We start from the raw sequence: 16,918 nt of genomic DNA, 5'->3' as shown, positions 1-16,918 counted from the left end.
ACCTGATCCTTGCCGGCTCCTTACTGGATCAGCAGCTCGTGCAGCTCGCCCGGCGCGTCCGGGAACAGCTTGACCACCGTCGAGGTGCGGGTGCCGTAGCCCGGCGTCTCGATGCAGACGGCCGACAGGACCCGTTCCAGGTCCAGCGGCACGCCCGTGTCCGGCAGGCGGAAGTCCGGTGCGCGGGTGGTGTCGGCCAGCATCTCGAAATACGCGTCGTCCGGCGCGCCCAGGCACATCAGGCTGGCGAACTGGGCCTTGGTTTTCAGCACCTTGGGCCAGGGCGCGTCGAGCAGAGCGTTCGACAGGCCGTAGATGCCCGGTTCCAGTGGCTGGCCGTTGCGCGGGTCGCCGTCGCCGCGGTTGGAAAACCAGATCAGGGTCTCGGCGTCGCCCAGCACCAGGTTGAAACCGTTGTAGGCGGCGCAGCCGGGACGGATCTGCGAGACATAATCGTGCGCCGACATGGAGCCGGCCAGGTAGTCGGCCACCAGCGCGCCGCGCGAGGGGGCATCGGCGCGGTGGTCCTGCGGACTGCGGATATTCGTGATGGCCGCAAAGCGCGAGGCGCCTGCCGCCATTTGCGTGATGCCCATCCAGCTGCCGCCGGCCTGCAGGTCGCGGCCCGCATACACTTGCGGGTGTTCCGGCCAGCTGCCGGCCGGGGCGCTGGCGCGTTCATAGAATTCGTCGCGGTTGGCGGCGGCAATCAGCGGTACGTGCGGATTGACTTTCCAGGCAAAAACGATCAGGCACATGGGGGCAAGTCCATGAAGGTTTCCACGTGGCGCCCGCCTGCCGTCAGGCTCAGCAAGCCGGCCTCGTCGGCGGCGGCCGCCAGCTGTTCGGCAAAGCCTTCGCCGACCACCGGGTAGATTTCCATCCACGTCTGCAGGCCGTCGCGGCTTTCCGGGCGGCGTTTCAGCTGGGGCGAGACGCCCGAGCCGGCCGCCAGTTTTGCCTGCAAGGAACGCACGCGCGCTTCCAGCGCCTGCGCATGCTCTTCTTTTACCTGGTAATAGATATACAAGTCTTTCATGGCGTCCTCACAGGTCGAGTGCGTCGAGCACATACGGCATGGCCAGGAAGCGCACGGCGGCGCCCTCGGCGGAACCGAGCCTGACGGCGCCTGGCGTACTGCCGCCTTCTTCGATGGCCGCCAGCTTCATTTCCACCAGCGCATCGACGCCGCCGGCGCCATTGGCGGCCGCGTTGACGATCATGCCGCAAGGCTGCTGCGGGTCGCTGACGGCAAACAGCTCGCTCCCCGCCCTGGCCTGCGCATCGTCGATGCTGACCAGCGTGGTACGGCGCTTGAGCTTGCCAAGGTACTGGCTGCGCGCGACGATTTCCTGGCCCGGGTAGCAGCCCTTCTTGAAATTGACGCCGCCCAGCAATTCAAAATTGACCATCTGCGGCACGAACTGCTCTTGTGTCGCCTGGCTGATCTGCGGCACGCCGGCATGGATTTCCGACAAATGCCAGGCATCGTTGCCGCCCTTGGCCAGTTTTTCGGTCAGTTGCGGCCAGATGGCTTCGGCGTTGGCGGCGGAAGTGAGCCACTGGTAGCGCGGCAGGCCAAACGCATCGGCCACGCGCAGCAAGGTGCCCGCATTGCCTTCGACCTTGCTGAACGGCGTGGCCGGCAGGCTGTCGAACCATTGCGGCAGCACGGCGGAGGCATGCTTGCCGCCCAGGCCCAGGATCACCTGGTTGGCCTCGTCGCCGCTGGCGTCATGCAGCTTGGCCTTGGCCCGCAGCACGAACATCTGCAAGCGCTTCTGGACAGGCGCCTGGATGCCGCGCGACAGCTGCAGGTAGACGGTGGTGGCGTTTCTCCACATCAAAAAGCTCGCCAGCAGCCGGCCTTTCGGCGTGCAATAGCCGGCCAGGCGCACTTGCTCCTGGTTCAAGTGTTCCACATCATTGGTCAGCTGGCTGTGCAGGAAGCTGGCGGCATCGTCGCCGTTTACGCCGATCAGGCCCTGGTCGGTGACCGGCGCCACGAAGCCGTCCTGCAATTGGGCCACGCTCAAGGCGGTGCCAAAATCGGCAATGTCGGCGGTACCGGTATCGGCACTGCGGGCGCCTTGCGCCAGTAAAAATTGATTCCAGTTATTCATAATTTCCATTAGATCAGCAATTAAGCATTATGATTACGGGTTCATTATAGTGATGTCGCGTCAAACGCGTCGGCAGCGGACAGAATCGTCCAGTTAGCGGCGCTTTCAGCGGGTTTTATTCACAAATGAATGATCATGGTCAGCGCGTCCGGCCTTTACCCTAGTCTGATGCGCATCACAAGAATTGGAACAATGGCTTTCTTTAAAAAACTGGTAGTCTGTACCGTCATCGCCGCCATCGGCGCCGGCGCCACCTTTGTGTACTGGGCCCAGCAGCCCATCACCACCGAAGGCGAGGTGATCCCGTTCGCCATCATGCCTGGCAGCGGCGCCCACGCGGCCGGCCAGCAGATTGCCGACGCCGGCATCCCGATCGAGCCCTTGCTATTCAACCTGCTGGCCCGCATCGAGGGCAAGACCTCGAAGATCAAGGCGGGCTCGTATGAACTCAAGCCCGGCACCTCGCCGCAGCGCCTGATCACGCAACTGGCGCGTGGCGAATTTGCGCAGGAGTCGCTGACCATCATCGAAGGCTGGACCTTCAGGCAGATGCGCCAGATCATGGCCAGCCACCCGGGCCTCAAGCACGATACCGAGCAATTGAGCGACCGCGAGCTGATGGCCAAGATCAGCCCCGAATATCCGCAGCCCGAAGGCCTGTTCTTCCCGGACACGTATTTGTTCGCCAAGGGCGCCAGCGAGATGCAGATCTTCAAGCAGGCGCATGTGGCGATGATCGCCCGCCTGTCGGAAGCATGGGACAAGCGCGATCCGGCCTTGCCGTACAAGAACCCATATGAGGCCTTGATCATGGCCTCCATCGTGGAAAAGGAAACCGGGCAAAAGTCCGAGCGCGCCATGATCGCCGGCGTGTTTGTCAACCGCCTGAAGACCGGCATGCTGCTGCAGACCGACCCGACCGTCATCTACGGCATGGGCGATGCCTACCAGGGCAAGATCCGCAAGCGCGACCTGGAAGCGGACACCCCGTACAATACCTATACGCGCGGCGGCTTGCCGCCCACGCCGATCGCCTTGCCCGGCGCCCAGTCGCTGACGGCCGCGCTGGCGCCGGCCCGTACCCAAGCCCTGTATTTCGTCGCGCGCGGTAATGGCACCAGCGAGTTTTCGAATAACTTGCCCGACCATAACCGCGCCGTGAACAAATACCAGCGTTAACATTTCAAGATAAGTTGCTTCATGACTCAAACATCTACCGCCCGTTTTATCACCTTCGAAGGTATCGATGGCGCGGGCAAGTCGACCCATATCGGCTTTGTCGCCGATTACCTGCGCCAGCGCGGCGTGACACTGGTCTCGTCGCGCGAACCGGGCGGCACCAGCCTGGGCGAAAAGCTGCGCGAACTGCTGCTGCATGAAAAAATGCACCTGGAAACGGAAGCCCTGCTGATGTTTGCCAGCCGCCGTGAACATATCGCGCAAGTGATCGCGCCCGCCCTGGCGCGTGGCGAGTGGGTCATTTCCGACCGTTTTACCGACGCCAGCTTTGCCTATCAGGGCGGCGGGCGCGGCATGGACTTGCGCAAGATGGAGGCGCTGGAAGCCTGGGTCCACCCGCAGTTGCAGCCGGACCTGACGTTCCTGTTCGACGTGCCGCTGGCCGTGGCCCGCGCCCGCCTGGACGCCACGCGGTCGCTCGACAAGTTCGAGCAGGAGCAAGCCGACTTTTTCGCCGCCACGCGCAATGAATACCTGCGCCGCGCGGCCGAGTTTCCGCAGCGTTTCCGCATCATCGATTCCACGCAAAGCATCGCCGATATTCAAGTCGAACTGGCAAAGCTGCTTGATGTTTTGCTTGAGACTAATTCCGTAAGTGGTTGATTGAGATGACCAATTCACTCTATCCTTGGCAGCAGGACGCCTGGCGGCAATTGCAAGCCTTGCGCCCGCGCATGCCGCACGCCATCCTGTTCCATGGCGCGCAAGGCATCGGCAAGGCCGACTTTATCGAACATTTCGCCCAGGCCCTGCTGTGCGAAGACGTGCGCGCCGACGGCCATGCCTGCGGCGCTTGCGCTTCCTGCGGCTGGTTTGTGCAGGGCAACCATCCCGACTACCGCCGCGTGCGCCCGGAAGCGCTGGAAGACGACGTGCCTGAGGACGGCGAAGGCGAGGAAACCGCCAAGAAAAGCGCCAAGACCAGGACGCCGTCGAAAGACATCAAGATCGAGCAGATCCGCAACCTGGCCGACTTCATGAACATCTCGACCCACCGCCAGGGCTTGCGCGTGGTGGTGCTGTATCCGGCCGAGGCGCTCAATACGCCGGCCTCGAACGCCTTGCTGAAAACCCTGGAGGAGCCGCCGCCGGGCACCTTGTTCCTGCTGGCGTCGAACAGCCTGGACCGTCTGCTGCCGACCATTCTGTCGCGTTGCCGCAAGTTCGCCCTGCCCATGCCCAGCCATGAACAGGCGCTGGCCTGGCTGAAAACCCAGGGTCTGAATGACGCCGACAGCTGGCTGCGCGAGCAGGGCGGCGCGCCATTGGCGGCGCTGGCCCAGTCCGAATCGGGTGGCCGCGAGGAAACCGAACAACTGCTGCAAGTGCTGGCCCATCCGGGCGTGGAGGCGGCGTTGAAAGCGGCCGACAAGCTGCAGAAGTCGCCCTTGGCGCCGCTGGTGGCGTCCTTGCAGCGCTGGCTGTATGACGTGTTTTCAATGAAGCTGGCCGGCACCATCCGCTACTATCCGCGCCACCGGCGCGAGCTGGAGGCATTGGCTGCGCGCATCAATGTCAGCCGCCTGATGGCTGCCATCAAGGCCGCCAACGAGCGGCGCGCGATTGCCGACCATCCGCTGTCGCCCAAGCTGTTTCTGGAAGACATGCTGCTCGACTATGCGGCAAGCTGTCAATAAAATCAAATAGTTGCATTCACTATCTTATATAACACATGAACTATCGCCATCGCATTGCCACCATCGACGACCTGCCTGCCATCGTCGCCATCTATAACACCACGATTGCTTCACGCGAAGTGACGGCCGATACGGAGCCGGTCACGGTGGAGTCGCGCCTGGCGTGGTTTCACGACCATACGCCGGAGCGCCGGCCGCTGTGGATTATTGAGTCTTCTACTGATGATTCCGCTTCGCCTGCTGTCCTGGGCTGGTTGTCGTACTCGAATTTTTACGGCCGGCCCGCGTATTCGGGGACGGCGGAGTTGTCCGTCTATATTGCGCCGGAGGCGCGCGGCAAGGGGATCGGCGCTTACGGACTGACGCAAGCCATCGCGCATGCGCCCTCTGTTGGCGTGCATACGGTGCTGGGGTTTATTTTTGGGCATAATGCGCCGTCGCTGGGTTTGTTCCGCAAGTTTGGCTTTGAGGTTTGGGCGAATTTGCCCAAGGTGGCGAATCTTGATGGTGTCGAACGCGATCTGATTATTCTGGGCAAACGTGTTGCTTAGATTTTAAAAACGGCGGGCCGGAGACGCGAGCCCGAGAAAATGCCGATGGCGGCGTTGCGGCTTCCTCGCCGACCATGCGTACTGTCTTCGTCGCCGCGCCTTGCCCTCGACATTTTTCAGGCTCGCTTGGCCCGAGGCGCCTTGGCTGGCGACTTTTGCTGTTGCTTGCGTCTGGGTTGGCGTCTTCCGCCGTGTCATCTTCCACGCTGTTTGTCTGCGTCCGGTACAATTCCTCTTATGTATATCGATTCCCACTGCCATATCAATTTCCCCGAGCTGGCTGCTCGCATGCCTGAAATTCTGGCCAAAATGGCCGAGAACAAGGTGACGCATGCCTTGTGCGTGTCGGTCGACTTGCCCGATTTTCCGCAGGTGCTTGCCCTGGCGGAACAGTATCCGCATATTTTCGCTTCGGTCGGCGTCCATCCCGATTACGAGGACACTCCGGAGCCGTCCGTCGAAGACCTGGTGCGCTTGGCCGATCATCCGAAAATCATTGCCATCGGCGAGACCGGGCTCGATTATTTCCGCCTGACCGGCGACCTGGAGTGGCAGCGCGAGCGCTTTCGTACTCACATCAAAGCTTCAAGAATCACGCGCAAGCCCTTGATTATTCACACAAGAGCGGCCAGCGAGGACACCATCCGCATCATGCGCGAAGAAGGTGCCGGCGTGGCGGCCGGCGGCGTGGCCGGCGTCATGCATTGCTTTACGGAGTCGCTGGAGGTGGCGAAAGCGGCGATCGACATGGGGTTCTATATTTCGTTTTCCGGCATTGTCACCTTCAAGAGCGCAAAAGACCTGCAGGCCGTCGCCCTGGAAGTGCCGCTGGATCGGATTCTGATCGAGACCGATTCGCCCTACCTGGCGCCGGTGCCGTTTCGCGGCCGCATGAATGAACCGGGCTATGTTGCCCATGTGGCGGAATATCTGTCGTCGCTGAAAGGCATCCCGCTGGCCCAGGTTGCCGAGCAGACGACTAGCAACTTCTTCAAGCTTTTCAACCAGGTAGCGTAAAGTCCTCATGCAAACTCTCATGCGTCATATGGTGGCTTCCGCCTTGTTGTGCGTTTCCACCGCGGTGCTGGCCGCGCCCGATCCGGTCAGTTTCTTCCGCGCCGTGTCGATCGACAATGCGGGTGGCGTGCGCAAGATGTTGTATGAGGGCATGAATCCCAACCTGCCCGATGAGCAGCGCGGCGATATCGCGCTGGTGATTGCATTGCGCGACGACGCCGACAAGGTGTTCAAGGTGCTGCTGGAAACCCCTGGCATCGACCTGGAAGCGCGCTCGGCGAATGGCAATACGGCGTTGATGATGGCCGCTTACAAGCACAAGCGCGAAGCAGTGGATGCCTTGCTGGCCAAGGGCGCCAAGGTCAACCAGAGCGGCTGGACGGCGCTGCACTATGCGGCCTCGGCCGGTGATATACCCATCATGCAAGTATTCCTGCAACGTGGCGCCAAGGTCGATGCCTATGCGCCGACCAATATCACGCCGCTGATGTTTGCCGCCCGCGAAGGGCAGGAGGAGGCCGTCAAACTGCTGCTGGCCTCGGGCGCCGATCCCACCTTGAAAAGCAGTCACGGCTGGACCGCGGCCCAGTTTGCGCTGGCGGCCGACAAGCCAGGCGTGGCCGCGATTATCGACAAGTTCCAACAGGAACGCGGCCGCCGCAACTGAAGCGGCCGGCAACCATTTCCGAACTGGCACGGAATTCCCCCTCATCTCCGCCGATGGTGTTTGATCCTGATTGACGATAATGCCTGTGTCGCATTAATCAGGAGTCACGCAATGGGCAGTCCCTTTTACGCCAGGCGCCGGCTGTTTTGCCGCCGGCCCGCACGCAGCCCATGCGATGTCACTGCTTTCTGGAACGACAAAATCGAACCGAACACGGAACCAGCCCCCATGAGGACACCCATGCTGAATGAACGCGAGATCGAGAGTTGTTATCTGGGGCAATTCATCCCCGTGCATTACCATCACAATATGCTGATGGACCAGAACCGCATGCATGGCTTCAAGTCGGCCATCGATTATGCGGTCAAGCCGGGCATGAAGGTGCTGGAACTGGGCGGCGGCACCGGCGTGCTGTCGTGCTTCGCGGCAGCCAAGGCCGACAAGGTCTGGTGCGTGGAGTTCAATCCGGACATGGTCAAGGAAGCGCGCAAGATGCTCGCCCTCAACGCCAATGGCGAAAAAGTCGAAGTCGTGCATGCCGACGCCTTCGAGTACCTGCCGCCCGAGCCGGTCGACGTCGTCATCTGCGAGATGATCCATGTCGGCATGCTGCGCGAAAAGCAGGTGGAAGTGATCGAATCGTTCAAGCGCCGCTACCTGGCCCGCTTTGGCGGACCGCTGCCGCTGTTTGTGCCGGAAGCGGTGATCATGGCGGTGCAGCCGATGCAGCAGGAATACGATTTCGAAGGTTTTTATGCGCCGATCGTGCAATTCCAGGAAACCACGGCGATCCACCCTGGCGTGCTGGAACTGGCGCCGCCGGCCGTCTACAGCATCATCGATTTTACGCAGCCGACCGACACCTTGTTCGGCTTTGACGGCAAGTTTGTCGTCGAGCGCAGCGGTACCTTGAACGCCCTGCGTTTCGTGACCAAGAATATCCTGGCGGTGGTGCCCGAGCGTTCGACCACCATCGACTGGCTGAATCACTATATGTGCCTGCCATTGCCGCAGGCCATGACGGTGAAGGCGGGCGACGTGCTGCAAGTGAGCTTCCAGTACCGCGCCGGCGGCTCGATTCCTTCGCTGGAGGCCTCGATGAACGTGCAGGTGCTGTACGACGTCAACCTGCAGCCGGCCCCGCAGACGGTCGTCTACGCCTGACGCTGCATTGTGACGATGGCAACGCCGCAGCATTTCCTCCTGCGGCGTTGCGCCATTCAGGGTATATTCCGTGTTTTACCCACCGGACAGCTTTATTACTATGGAACAGATCGATCAGCGCTACCTCGTACAGCAAAACAAAATCAGCGACGGTGAAACCAGGCCGCCCGTATTTGCCAAGGTCATGCGCAGCAAGGAAGGCGTCTTCGAGGGCGTATCCTTTATCAAATCAAAGGACAAGGCGACCGTCATGACGATTACCGAAGCCAACCAGGCCATCAAATGGGCCACCAGTAAAAAGCCCAACGCCCACGAATACGTCACCAAAGTGATCTGCGTCGGGCAATAGGCCCGGACAACCAGCGGCCGCCGTCCATTCCCGTTTTTCTTCCTCCCGTCGCGCCAGCCTGCATTCCGTCGCATTGCCGTTGCCGCAACGCCAGCATGTTTTTATAGTGGTGTCTCGGTAGCGGGGCAAGCGCGGCTTGCTCCGCACATTTATTTCGGGAGACGACAATGCTTGGATTCGTGCTGTGGCTGCTGCTGTTGATCGTGTGCTGGCCGCTGGCCTTGCTGGCCCTCGTGCTGTATCCGCTGGCCTGGCTGATCCTGCTGCCGTTCCGCCTGATCGGCATCGGCGTCGAAGGCGTATTCGAATTGCTGCGCGCCATCGTGATGCTGCCGGCGCGGGTGCTGGGTGGCGGTAGCCGCCGCTGATCTTGTCTTGCATAAAAAATGGCGCCGTCGGCGCCATTTTTGCATTGTGTAAATTGATCAGAAATCGACCAGGAAACCGCCGCCGATCGACTTCTGCGAATAGTTGTAATCGATCAGGCTCTGGCCGTAACCGGAAAACAGCTGCAGATAGCCTTTCAGGTTGGCTTTCACCGGGAAAGCCCAGCCTGCCTGCACCGAGCCATGGTTCTTGCTGAAGTTGCGGCGCAAGGTGGCCGAGAATTCATGGCCGTCGTTGCGGTAGCTGACGCGCACGTCGCCGTGGCCCATGTAGTCGATGATGTCGATATTGTCATTGTCCGACTTGCTGTTGTCCAGACGCTTCCAGTAGCGCGCCGTGACGGCAAGGTTGTCGCGTTCCATGCCCAGTTCCGCATACACGCGGTTCCAGCTGCGCGACAGGGTCGAAGTCTGGCCATTCGACTGGTGCACAAAGCCCAGGTTGGCATAGCGGAAATCCACGCCGGCAAAGCGCTTGTTGATCGGCATCACCAGCATCATTTCCGGCTGGTAGTTGGTCTCGCGGAACGGGCTCGACGCCTTGCGGTTATACGCCTGCCAGAAACTTTGCTGGGTATAGCCGAACCACAGGTCGATCGGCGTGGAGGCGATATCCTCCAGCATCTTCATCTTGAAACTCAGCTGGTACGTCAGTTCCACGTGCTGGGTCTCGACGCCGCCCGGCGTGAATTCCTTGAACGGCTGGTCGTTCGAGGCGTTGCTGTAATTGGCCAGCAACAAATAATTGTCGCGGTGCGGGCGGATATTGAACATGCCGCGCTTCGATGGATCGTCCAGCTCCCACAACTGCGTCACGCGCGAAATCGGCGCCTCCGGTGGCGCCGCGCCAGTCTGGGCGACGGCGGGCACGGCCGCATTGACGGCTTCCGGGGTGGCCACGCCGGCCGGATTGGCCGCCGTGCTTGGCGTGGCGGCGCCCGCCACGGCCAGGGTGGCGCCGGTGGCATGCGCATTGCCGCCGGTGGCGATGGTCGCTTCTTCCACGGCCTTGGCCAGCACGTCGAAGCAGCCCAGGCGGGCGCTGGCGTCGCCGAGCACGGCGCAACGCTGCATTTGTTGTTCCAGTTCGCCGGCCATGGCAAAGGCTGGCGAGGCCAGCAGCGTGCAAATAATTATTTTTCTTGGATCGATTTTCATAGGGCTAAAGGGACAGGTCGGTGAATGCAGCGCGTTTTGATCTAGATTAAACTTTGTTAATCTTATTCACCGGAAAGTATATCTGAAAGCCCCGTTTATTCCGGCCCGCTGGCGTGCGCACCCCATGGTGTGTTGTACGCATGGTAAACACTTGGCCGCTTGCATGCTTGTGGGCCTTGTCTGCTACACTGAAAGATCCGCATCGTTGATTTTCCCGGCCCTGGCAAGGAGAGTGTGATGACCCGCAGAACCCCCATCGAACGCTACCGCAATATCGGCATCAGCGCCCATATCGATGCCGGCAAGACCACCACCACCGAGCGCATCCTGTTCTATACGGGCGTCAATCACAAGATCGGCGAAGTGCACAATGGCGCGGCCACCATGGACTGGATGGAGCAGGAACAGGAGCGGGGCATCACCATCACCTCGGCCGCCACCACCGCCTTCTGGAAAGGCATGGCCGGCAACTTCCCCGAACACCGCATCAATATCATCGACACGCCCGGCCATGTGGACTTCACGATCGAGGTGGAACGTTCGATGCGCGTGCTCGACGGCGCCGTGATGGTGTATGACGCCGTCGGCGGGGTGCAGCCGCAATCGGAAACGGTCTGGCGCCAGGCCAACAAATACCATGTGCCGCGCATCGCCTTCATCAACAAGATGGACCGGGTCGGCGCGGACTTTTTACGCGTGCGCCAGCAGATCCGCGACCGCCTGAAAGGCGTGGCGGTACCGATCCAGCTGCCGATCGGCGCCGAAGACCATTTTACGGGCGTGATCGATCTGGTAAAAATGCGTGCGATTACCTGGGACGACGCCAGCCAGGGCGTGCAGTTCACGTATGGCGATATTCCGGCCGAGCTGCAAGGCCAGGCGCAGGAATGGCACGACAAGCTGGTGGAGCAGGCGGCCGAGGCAACGCCCGCATTTACCGAGCGCTACCTGGACGGCGGGGCATTTTCCGAAGACGAACTCAAGCAGGCCTTGCGCGCGCGCACCATCCGCAATGAAATCGTGCCCATGCTGTGCGGCAGCGCTTTCAAGAACAAGGGCGTGCAGGCCATGCTGGACGCGGTGATCGACTACCTGCCGTCGCCCGTCGAAGTGCCGCCCATCATGGGCCATGACGAGCACGACAACGAAGTGGAACGCCACCCGGCCGACAACGAACATTTTTCGGCGCTGGCCTTCAAGATCATGACCGACCCCTTCGTCGGCCAGCTGACGTTTTTCCGCGTGTATTCCGGCGTGGTCAACTCGGGCGACATGGTGTACAACCCCACCAAGAGCGCGCGCGAGCGGCTGGGCCGCATCCTGCAGATGCATGCGAATGAACGCAAGGAAATCAAGGAAGTGTATGCGGGCGACATCGCCGCCGCCGTCGGCCTGAAAGCAGTGACCACCGGGGACACCCTGTGCGCGATCGACCATATCATCGTGCTGGAAAAAATGATTTTCCCGGAACCCGTCATTTCGCAGGCGGTGGAGCCGAAAACCAAGCCCGACCAGGAAAAGATGGGCATCGCCCTGAACCGGCTGGCGCAGGAGGACCCATCCTTCCGCGTGCATACGGACGAGGAATCGGGCCAGACCATCATGTCGGGCATGGGCGAGCTGCACCTGGAGATCCTGGTCGACCGCATGCGGCGCGAATTCGGCGTCGAAGCCAATGTGGGCAAGCCGCAGGTGGCCTACCGCGAAACCATCACGCGCATGGTCGAGGATATCGAAGGCAAGTTCGTCAAGCAGTCGGGCGGACGCGGCCAGTACGGCCACGTGGTCTTGAAACTCGAACCTTTGGAACCGGGCACCGGCTACCAGTTTGTCGACGCCATCAAGGGCGGCGTGGTGCCGCGCGAATTCATACCCGCCGTCGACAAGGGCATCATTGAAACCCTGAAATCAGGCGTTCTGGCCGGCTACCCGGTGGTCGACGTGAAAGCCACCCTGACTTTCGGTTCCTACCACGACGTCGACTCGAACGAAAACGCGTTCCGCATGGCCGGCTCGATTGCCTTCAAGGACGGCATGCGCAAGGCCGCGCCCGTGTTGCTGGAACCGATGATGCAGGTCGAGGCGGAAACGCCGGAAGACTTCATGGGCAATGTGATGGGCGACCTGACGGCGCGGCGCGGCATGGTGCAGGGCGTCGACGATATCCCCGGCGGTTCGGGCCGCATCGTGCGCGCGCTGGTGCCGCTGGCCGAGATGTTCGGCTACTCCACCACCCTGCGTTCGCTGACGCAGGGCAGGGCGACCTATACCATGGAGTTCAAGCATTATGCGGCCGTGCCGAAGCATATTCTTGACCAAGTAGCCGCAGGAAAAACCAGGTAGGTCGGATTAGCGCGCAAGCGCGTAATCCGACAACACCACCGGCCTCGGCCAACAATGTTGTGGATTACGGCCTTTGGCCTCGGCGGCCCCACCTAATCCGACTTACGGTTTTATCACGCTGGTGCTTAATGCGCCAAATTCTGCGCAATAATCGTATCGGCAATCTTCTCCGCATCCGCCACCGGCTGGCTCAATGCCCTGGTGGTGTACAAGGCCGACGCCACCATCGGCTGGTCCAGGGTCGCGCCTTCCGCGTGACTGGTGTCCACGGTCACGGTGGTGGACAGGCCGATGCGCAGCGGATGGGCGGCCAGTTCTTTCGGGTCCAGGGTGATGCGCACCGGCACGCGTTGCACCACCTTGATCCAGTTGCCGGTGGCATTCTGTGCCGGCAACAGGGAAAATGCGCTGCCGGTGCCGGCCGACATGCCCAGCACCTTGCCGTGATACACCACCTTGCTGCCGTACAGATCGGTTTCTATCGTGGCGCGTTGTCCGATGCGGATATTACGCAATTCCGATTCCTTGAAATTGGCGTCAATCCACAGCTGGTCCAGCGGCACGATCGACATCAGCGGCGTGCCGGGCGTGACATGGCTGCCCAGCTGCACGCTGCGCTTGGCCACGTAACCCGAGACCGGGGCAATCACGGCATTGCGGCGCACGGCCAGCCAGGCTTGCACCACGTCGCCCTTGGCGGACAATACGGCCGGATGGCTGGCCAGGCTCACGCCGGCCACGCCGGCCTTGGCGGACTCGGCCTGGCGCTGGGCAACGATCAGGGCCGCTTTCGCATCGTCGACCGCCTGTTTCGCATGGGCCAGGTCTTCGCCGGAAATCGTGTGGTCAAGCGCCAGCGGCGCGCGGCGCGACAGATTGCCCTGGGCCGTGCTCAAGGCCAGGCGGCGCTGCTCGATCACGGCGTCGTATTGCGCCACGCTGGAATAGCGCTCACGCTCCTGGCGCACGATATTGCCCAGCCGCGCTTCGGCCTGGCGCAGGGCCAGGTCCGCATCGATGGCGTTCAGGGTAATCAGCGGCGCGCCGGCTTTTACCATCTGCGTTTCGTCGGCGCGGATTTCATCGACATTGCCCGTCACCTGGGCCGACAGGGTCACCAGGTTGCCGCCCACATAGGCGTTGTCGGTGACTTCCTCTTTGGACCACACCAGGTTGTAATACACGGCCCAGCCCAGGCCGGCCAGCACGAAGGCTGCAGTAATGGCGATCAGCACGGTCTTGCGCTTGCCGGGGTTTTCAGTAGCGATATTGTTGTCGGTGCTCATGGTCGGTTCTCTGATGGATTATTTGGTAGTTGTTGTGGAAGCAAAATCGCTGGCGCCGCGGTAGCCGCCGCCCAGTGCCACGTTCAGGTTGATTTCCGCGTTCTGGCGCTGGTTCTGCAATTGCATGCCCAGGTCCACCTGGCCGCGCACGGTCATTTCCGCATTGAGCACGGTGGCGCGGTCGGCCAGGCCTTGTTTCAAGCGGGCGTTGGCATTGCGCAGCTGCGCCTCGCTGGCGCGCAGGCTCTCGCCCTGCAGGCGCAGCTGGTTTTCCACGCCCTGGATCCTGGCGCCGGCCTGGGCCACGTCACGCACCACATTGAACACGTTCTGGTTATAGTCGGCGATCAGCTCATTGCGTTCGCTGCGCGCGCCATTCAACTGCGCCTGCAGGCGGCCGCTGTCGAACAGCGGCAGAGATAAAGCCGGACCGACGAACAGGGTGCGGCTGCCGGCTTCGAGCAGCTTGCCGAGCCGGATCGCATCGAGGCCGAACGATGCGCCCAGGTCGATATCGGGGTGGAACGCGGCCTGCGACGCTTCGATGCGGTTCAGCGACGCTTCCACCCGCCAGCGTGCCGCCTGCAGGTCGGGCCGGCGCGCCAGCAGCTCCATGCCCAGCTTGCCGGGCAGCATATGCGGCAAGGCTTGCGCTTCGCGCAATTGCAGGCTGGCCAGCGCCGTGCCGTCCGCACCGAGCAGCGCCCGCAGCGCTTCGCGTTCGGTAACGATCTGGGTTTCCAGCAAGGCGATCTGCTGCTCGATCAGGCTCAAGCGCGTTTGCGCGGACAGATGGTCGTCGTTGACCCCCAGGCCGTTGGCGATGCGCTTTTCCTTGTCCGTCACCAGGGCTTGCTGCAAGGCCACCAGCGCATGCAGATTGTCCATGCGGGCCCAGCTGTTTTGCATGCTGAAGTAATGGCGGGCGATTTCGGCCGCCAGCATCTGTTCGGCCATCGCATACTCGGCGCGGCGCGCGTTGACTTCACCGAGGGCCGACGCGATCTGCGCCTTGTGCTTGCCCCACCAGTCGAGGTCGTAATGGGCTTGCACCGTGACGGCCGCCTCGTTGTAGTAATTGCCGCCGATCGGCGCGGGCGTCAGGCCATGGGCCGAATAGCGCTGGCGGTTGATGCTGGCGTTGACGTCCACGCGCGGGTCGCGGTCCGCATGCTGGTAGTCGAAAGCGGACAAGGCCGAGCCGATGCGGGTATTGGCCACGTCCAGGCTGGGGCTGGCGGACAGCGCCTGTTCGATCAGGCCGTCGAGTTGACTGTCCTGGAACTGGCGCCACCACTGGGCGGCCGGCCAGCCTTCGCTGGCCAGGTGGATATCGGACGCCAGCTGCTTTGTCGCCAGATCCTGCTGCGGCAATACATGGGTGTCTGGCGGAATGCTGGCGCAGCCGGCCAGGGCCAGCGCAAGCACAACAAGGGAAAGCTTCATGGTTGGTTTCCTGGACATGATGGTTACTCCATCGCCGCGTGGTCGACCACGACGGGCGCGTTTTTCTTCGGTGGCTTGATCAGCAGCAGCAGTGGCAGCACCAGGATGGTCAGCCACATCATCAGCCAGAAATCATCGAGGTAGGCGATCATCGACGCCTGCCGGTTGATCTCGCCATTCAGGGCCGCCATTCCCGCACCGGATGACAAGTCGAACACGCTGGCGACCGCCGGGTCGTGCAGGGCCGGGTTGGCGATATTGATGTGTTCGGTCAGCGACGCATGGGCGATCTGCGTATTACGCACCAGTAAAGTCTGCACCAGCGCAATGCCGATACTGCTGCCGATATTGCGCACCAGGCTGTAGATGGCCGTGCCTTCCGCCCGCATCTGCGGCGACAGGGTGGCAAAGGTGGCTGCGCTCAGCGGCACGAACACCAGGCCCAGGCCGATGCCCTGGATAATGCCGTTCCACACCACGGTCTTCGGCACCAGGTCCAGGGTGAAATTGGCCATCTGCCACAGCGAAAAGGCCGTGATCGAAAACCCCACGCCCAGCAGCACGCGCGTATCGACCTTGCCGGTGAGCTTGCCGACGATCAGCATCGCCATCATGGTGCCCAGGCCGCTGGGCGCCGTCACCAGGCCGGCAATCGCGGCCGGGTAATTCATCAGCCCCTGCAGCATCGACGGCGTCAGCGCACGGGTAGCGAACAGCACCAGGCCGACGATAAAGATGAACAGCAGGCCGCTGACATAGTTCGAGTTTTTCAGCAGCCGGTAGTCGAGGAAGGACTTGCCGGCCGGACGCAAGGCCGTATGGGCGATGAAATAACACAAACTCATGGCCAGCACGATGGCCTCGATCCACGTTTCGGTCGACGAAAACCAGTCATTCTGCTCGCCCCGGTCCAGCAGCATCTGCAGCGCGCCGATCGACAGGCTGAGGGTGGCAAAGCCGAACATGTCGAAATTCATGCGGCGGTTCGGCGGGTCCTTGCGGATATAGCGCCAGATGCCATAGAAGGCCATCGCGCCGATCGGGATATTGATGAAGAAGACCCAGCGCCAGCTATAGCTGTCCGTCAGCCAGCCACCCAAGGTGGGGCCCAGGATAGGGCCGATCATCACGCCCATGCCCCAGATGGCCATGGCCGAGCCGTGCTTTTCGCGCGGATTGATGTCCAGCAGCACGGCTTGCGACAGCGGCACCAGCGCCGCGCCGAATACGCCCTGCAGCAGGCGGGCGGCAACGATTTCGGACAAAGTGCCGGACAGGCCGCACAGCACGGAGGCGATCGTAAAACCGGCTACGGAGACGAGAAAGGTTTTCTTCTGGCCAAAGCGGTCGCACAGCCAGCCGGTCAACGGCGTGGCAATCGCGGCCGCCACGATAAACGAGGTCAGCACCCAGGTGATCTGGTCTTGCGAGGCGGACAAGCTGCCCTGCATGTGCGGCAGGGCCACGTTGGCGATGGTGCCGTCGAGCGCCTGGATGATGGTGGCGAGCATGATCGAGATCGTGATCATGCGCCGGTTCAGCGTGGGGTCCT

17 protein-coding genes are annotated in these 16,918 nt (G+C 61.9%); 10 read left to right on the top strand and 7 right to left on the bottom strand.

What is annotated here, in order from left to right:
- Positions 1–20: 20 nt before the first annotated feature.
- Genes Q8L25_RS21185 through Q8L25_RS21175 form a run of 3 tightly spaced genes read right to left on the bottom strand, consistent with a single transcriptional unit; the run spans position 21 to position 2,123 of the window.
- Positions 21–758: an NRDE family protein gene (locus Q8L25_RS21185; protein ID WP_308921270.1), complete on the bottom strand. Its 738-nt coding sequence runs from the start codon at positions 756–758 to the stop codon at positions 21–23.
- Entirely contained in the window at positions 749–1,039 is a 291-nt protein-coding gene (locus Q8L25_RS21180; protein WP_308921269.1) for a DUF4936 family protein, read from the bottom strand. The genes Q8L25_RS21185 and Q8L25_RS21180 overlap by 10 nt, the downstream gene beginning before the upstream one ends.
- Before the next feature lie 7 nt (positions 1,040–1,046).
- Positions 1,047–2,123: a folate-binding protein gene (locus Q8L25_RS21175; protein WP_308921268.1), complete on the bottom strand. Its 1,077-nt coding sequence runs from the start codon at positions 2,121–2,123 to the stop codon at positions 1,047–1,049.
- A gap of 192 nt (positions 2,124–2,315) precedes the next feature.
- On the opposite strand from Q8L25_RS21175, the gene mltG reads away from it, so the two are divergent.
- From mltG to Q8L25_RS21130, 9 genes are all read left to right on the top strand, one after another.
- A complete protein-coding gene (gene mltG, locus Q8L25_RS21170; protein WP_308921267.1) occupies positions 2,316–3,302 on the top strand; it encodes an endolytic transglycosylase MltG in 987 nt (328 codons plus the stop codon).
- Positions 3,303–3,323: 21 nt separating this feature from the next.
- The gene (gene tmk / locus Q8L25_RS21165) at positions 3,324–3,965 is read left to right on the top strand and encodes a dTMP kinase (RefSeq protein WP_308921266.1); all 642 of its coding nucleotides are present in this window, start codon (positions 3,324–3,326) and stop codon (positions 3,963–3,965) included.
- 5 nt (positions 3,966–3,970) lie between these two features.
- The gene (locus tag Q8L25_RS21160) at positions 3,971–4,999 is read left to right on the top strand and encodes a DNA polymerase III subunit delta' (RefSeq protein ID WP_308921265.1); all 1,029 of its coding nucleotides are present in this window, start codon (positions 3,971–3,973) and stop codon (positions 4,997–4,999) included.
- A 35-nt stretch (positions 5,000–5,034) separates the two neighbouring features.
- The gene (locus Q8L25_RS21155; RefSeq protein ID WP_308921264.1) at positions 5,035–5,550 is read left to right on the top strand and encodes an N-acetyltransferase family protein; all 516 of its coding nucleotides are present in this window, start codon (positions 5,035–5,037) and stop codon (positions 5,548–5,550) included.
- Between the two features lie 237 nt (positions 5,551–5,787).
- The gene (locus Q8L25_RS21150) at positions 5,788–6,567 is read left to right on the top strand and encodes a TatD family hydrolase (RefSeq protein ID WP_308921263.1); all 780 of its coding nucleotides are present in this window, start codon (positions 5,788–5,790) and stop codon (positions 6,565–6,567) included.
- Between the two features lie 19 nt (positions 6,568–6,586).
- A complete protein-coding gene (locus Q8L25_RS21145) occupies positions 6,587–7,234 on the top strand; it encodes an ankyrin repeat domain-containing protein (RefSeq protein WP_308921262.1) in 648 nt (215 codons plus the stop codon).
- Positions 7,235–7,474: 240 nt separating this feature from the next.
- Entirely contained in the window at positions 7,475–8,398 is a 924-nt protein-coding gene (locus Q8L25_RS21140; protein WP_308921261.1) for a methyltransferase domain-containing protein, read from the top strand.
- Between the two features lie 100 nt (positions 8,399–8,498).
- Positions 8,499–8,747 carry a hypothetical protein gene (locus tag Q8L25_RS21135; RefSeq protein ID WP_308921260.1) on the top strand — a complete coding sequence of 83 codons (249 nt, stop codon included), beginning with the start codon at positions 8,499–8,501 and terminating at the stop codon, positions 8,745–8,747.
- A gap of 167 nt (positions 8,748–8,914) precedes the next feature.
- Complete coding sequence (locus tag Q8L25_RS21130) at positions 8,915–9,115, top strand: hypothetical protein (protein WP_308921259.1); 201 nt, start codon at positions 8,915–8,917, stop codon at positions 9,113–9,115.
- 57 nt (positions 9,116–9,172) lie between these two features.
- Here Q8L25_RS21130 and Q8L25_RS21125 read toward each other — a convergent pair whose 3' ends face one another.
- The gene (locus Q8L25_RS21125) at positions 9,173–10,291 is read right to left on the bottom strand and encodes a phospholipase A (RefSeq protein ID WP_308921258.1); all 1,119 of its coding nucleotides are present in this window, start codon (positions 10,289–10,291) and stop codon (positions 9,173–9,175) included.
- Between the two features lie 237 nt (positions 10,292–10,528).
- Between Q8L25_RS21125 and fusA the strand changes: the two genes are divergently transcribed.
- A complete protein-coding gene (gene fusA / locus Q8L25_RS21120) occupies positions 10,529–12,634 on the top strand; it encodes an elongation factor G (RefSeq protein ID WP_308921257.1) in 2,106 nt (701 codons plus the stop codon).
- A 125-nt stretch (positions 12,635–12,759) separates the two neighbouring features.
- On the opposite strand, the gene Q8L25_RS21115 is transcribed toward fusA, so the two are convergent.
- The 3 genes from Q8L25_RS21115 to Q8L25_RS21105 are packed head-to-tail and all read right to left on the bottom strand — an operon-like array spanning position 12,760 to position 16,895.
- Positions 12,760–13,920, bottom strand: coding sequence for an HlyD family efflux transporter periplasmic adaptor subunit (locus Q8L25_RS21115; RefSeq protein WP_308921256.1), 1,161 nt, complete (start codon positions 13,918–13,920; stop codon positions 12,760–12,762).
- 18 nt (positions 13,921–13,938) lie between these two features.
- On the bottom strand, positions 13,939–15,366 hold the full coding sequence (locus Q8L25_RS21110; RefSeq protein ID WP_308921255.1) for an efflux transporter outer membrane subunit: 1,428 nt from the start codon (positions 15,364–15,366) through the stop codon (positions 13,939–13,941).
- Between the two features lie 23 nt (positions 15,367–15,389).
- Positions 15,390–16,895, bottom strand: coding sequence for a DHA2 family efflux MFS transporter permease subunit (locus Q8L25_RS21105; RefSeq protein WP_308925770.1), 1,506 nt, complete (start codon positions 16,893–16,895; stop codon positions 15,390–15,392).
- Positions 16,896–16,918: the final 23 nt, after the last annotated feature.

The sequence above is a fragment of the Janthinobacterium sp. J1-1 genome, assembly GCF_030944405.1.
Lineage (GTDB): Bacteria > Pseudomonadota > Gammaproteobacteria > Burkholderiales > Burkholderiaceae_D > Janthinobacterium.
The sequence above is the reverse complement of the archived record's forward strand: the minus strand, read 5'-3'. Positions and strand labels throughout refer to the sequence as shown.

What these genes read in the sequence shown, in the direction of transcription:
- Q8L25_RS21160 (WP_308921265.1), top strand. Translation starts at nt 3,971, where the DNA reads ATGACCAATTCACTCTATCCTTGGCAGCAGGACGCCTGGCGGCAATTG.
- Q8L25_RS21110 (WP_308921255.1), bottom strand. Translation starts at nt 15,366, where the DNA reads ATGAAGCTTTCCCTTGTTGTGCTTGCGCTGGCCCTGGCCGGCTGCGCC.
- Q8L25_RS21135 (WP_308921260.1), top strand. Translation starts at nt 8,499, where the DNA reads ATGGAACAGATCGATCAGCGCTACCTCGTACAGCAAAACAAAATCAGC.
- Q8L25_RS21175 (WP_308921268.1), bottom strand. Translation starts at nt 2,123, where the DNA reads ATGAATAACTGGAATCAATTTTTACTGGCGCAAGGCGCCCGCAGTGCC.
- Q8L25_RS21105 (WP_308925770.1), bottom strand. Translation starts at nt 16,895, where the DNA reads ATGATCACGATCTCGATCATGCTCGCCACCATCATCCAGGCGCTCGAC.
- tmk (WP_308921266.1), top strand. Translation starts at nt 3,324, where the DNA reads ATGACTCAAACATCTACCGCCCGTTTTATCACCTTCGAAGGTATCGAT.
- Q8L25_RS21130 (WP_308921259.1), top strand. Translation starts at nt 8,915, where the DNA reads ATGCTTGGATTCGTGCTGTGGCTGCTGCTGTTGATCGTGTGCTGGCCG.
- Q8L25_RS21145 (WP_308921262.1), top strand. Translation starts at nt 6,587, where the DNA reads ATGCGTCATATGGTGGCTTCCGCCTTGTTGTGCGTTTCCACCGCGGTG.
- Q8L25_RS21155 (WP_308921264.1), top strand. Translation starts at nt 5,035, where the DNA reads ATGAACTATCGCCATCGCATTGCCACCATCGACGACCTGCCTGCCATC.
- mltG (WP_308921267.1), top strand. Translation starts at nt 2,316, where the DNA reads ATGGCTTTCTTTAAAAAACTGGTAGTCTGTACCGTCATCGCCGCCATC.
- Q8L25_RS21125 (WP_308921258.1), bottom strand. Translation starts at nt 10,291, where the DNA reads ATGAAAATCGATCCAAGAAAAATAATTATTTGCACGCTGCTGGCCTCG.
- Q8L25_RS21115 (WP_308921256.1), bottom strand. Translation starts at nt 13,920, where the DNA reads ATGAGCACCGACAACAATATCGCTACTGAAAACCCCGGCAAGCGCAAG.
- Q8L25_RS21185 (WP_308921270.1), bottom strand. Translation starts at nt 758, where the DNA reads ATGTGCCTGATCGTTTTTGCCTGGAAAGTCAATCCGCACGTACCGCTG.
- Q8L25_RS21140 (WP_308921261.1), top strand. Translation starts at nt 7,475, where the DNA reads ATGCTGAATGAACGCGAGATCGAGAGTTGTTATCTGGGGCAATTCATC.
- Q8L25_RS21150 (WP_308921263.1), top strand. Translation starts at nt 5,788, where the DNA reads ATGTATATCGATTCCCACTGCCATATCAATTTCCCCGAGCTGGCTGCT.
- fusA (WP_308921257.1), top strand. Translation starts at nt 10,529, where the DNA reads ATGACCCGCAGAACCCCCATCGAACGCTACCGCAATATCGGCATCAGC.
- Q8L25_RS21180 (WP_308921269.1), bottom strand. Translation starts at nt 1,039, where the DNA reads ATGAAAGACTTGTATATCTATTACCAGGTAAAAGAAGAGCATGCGCAG.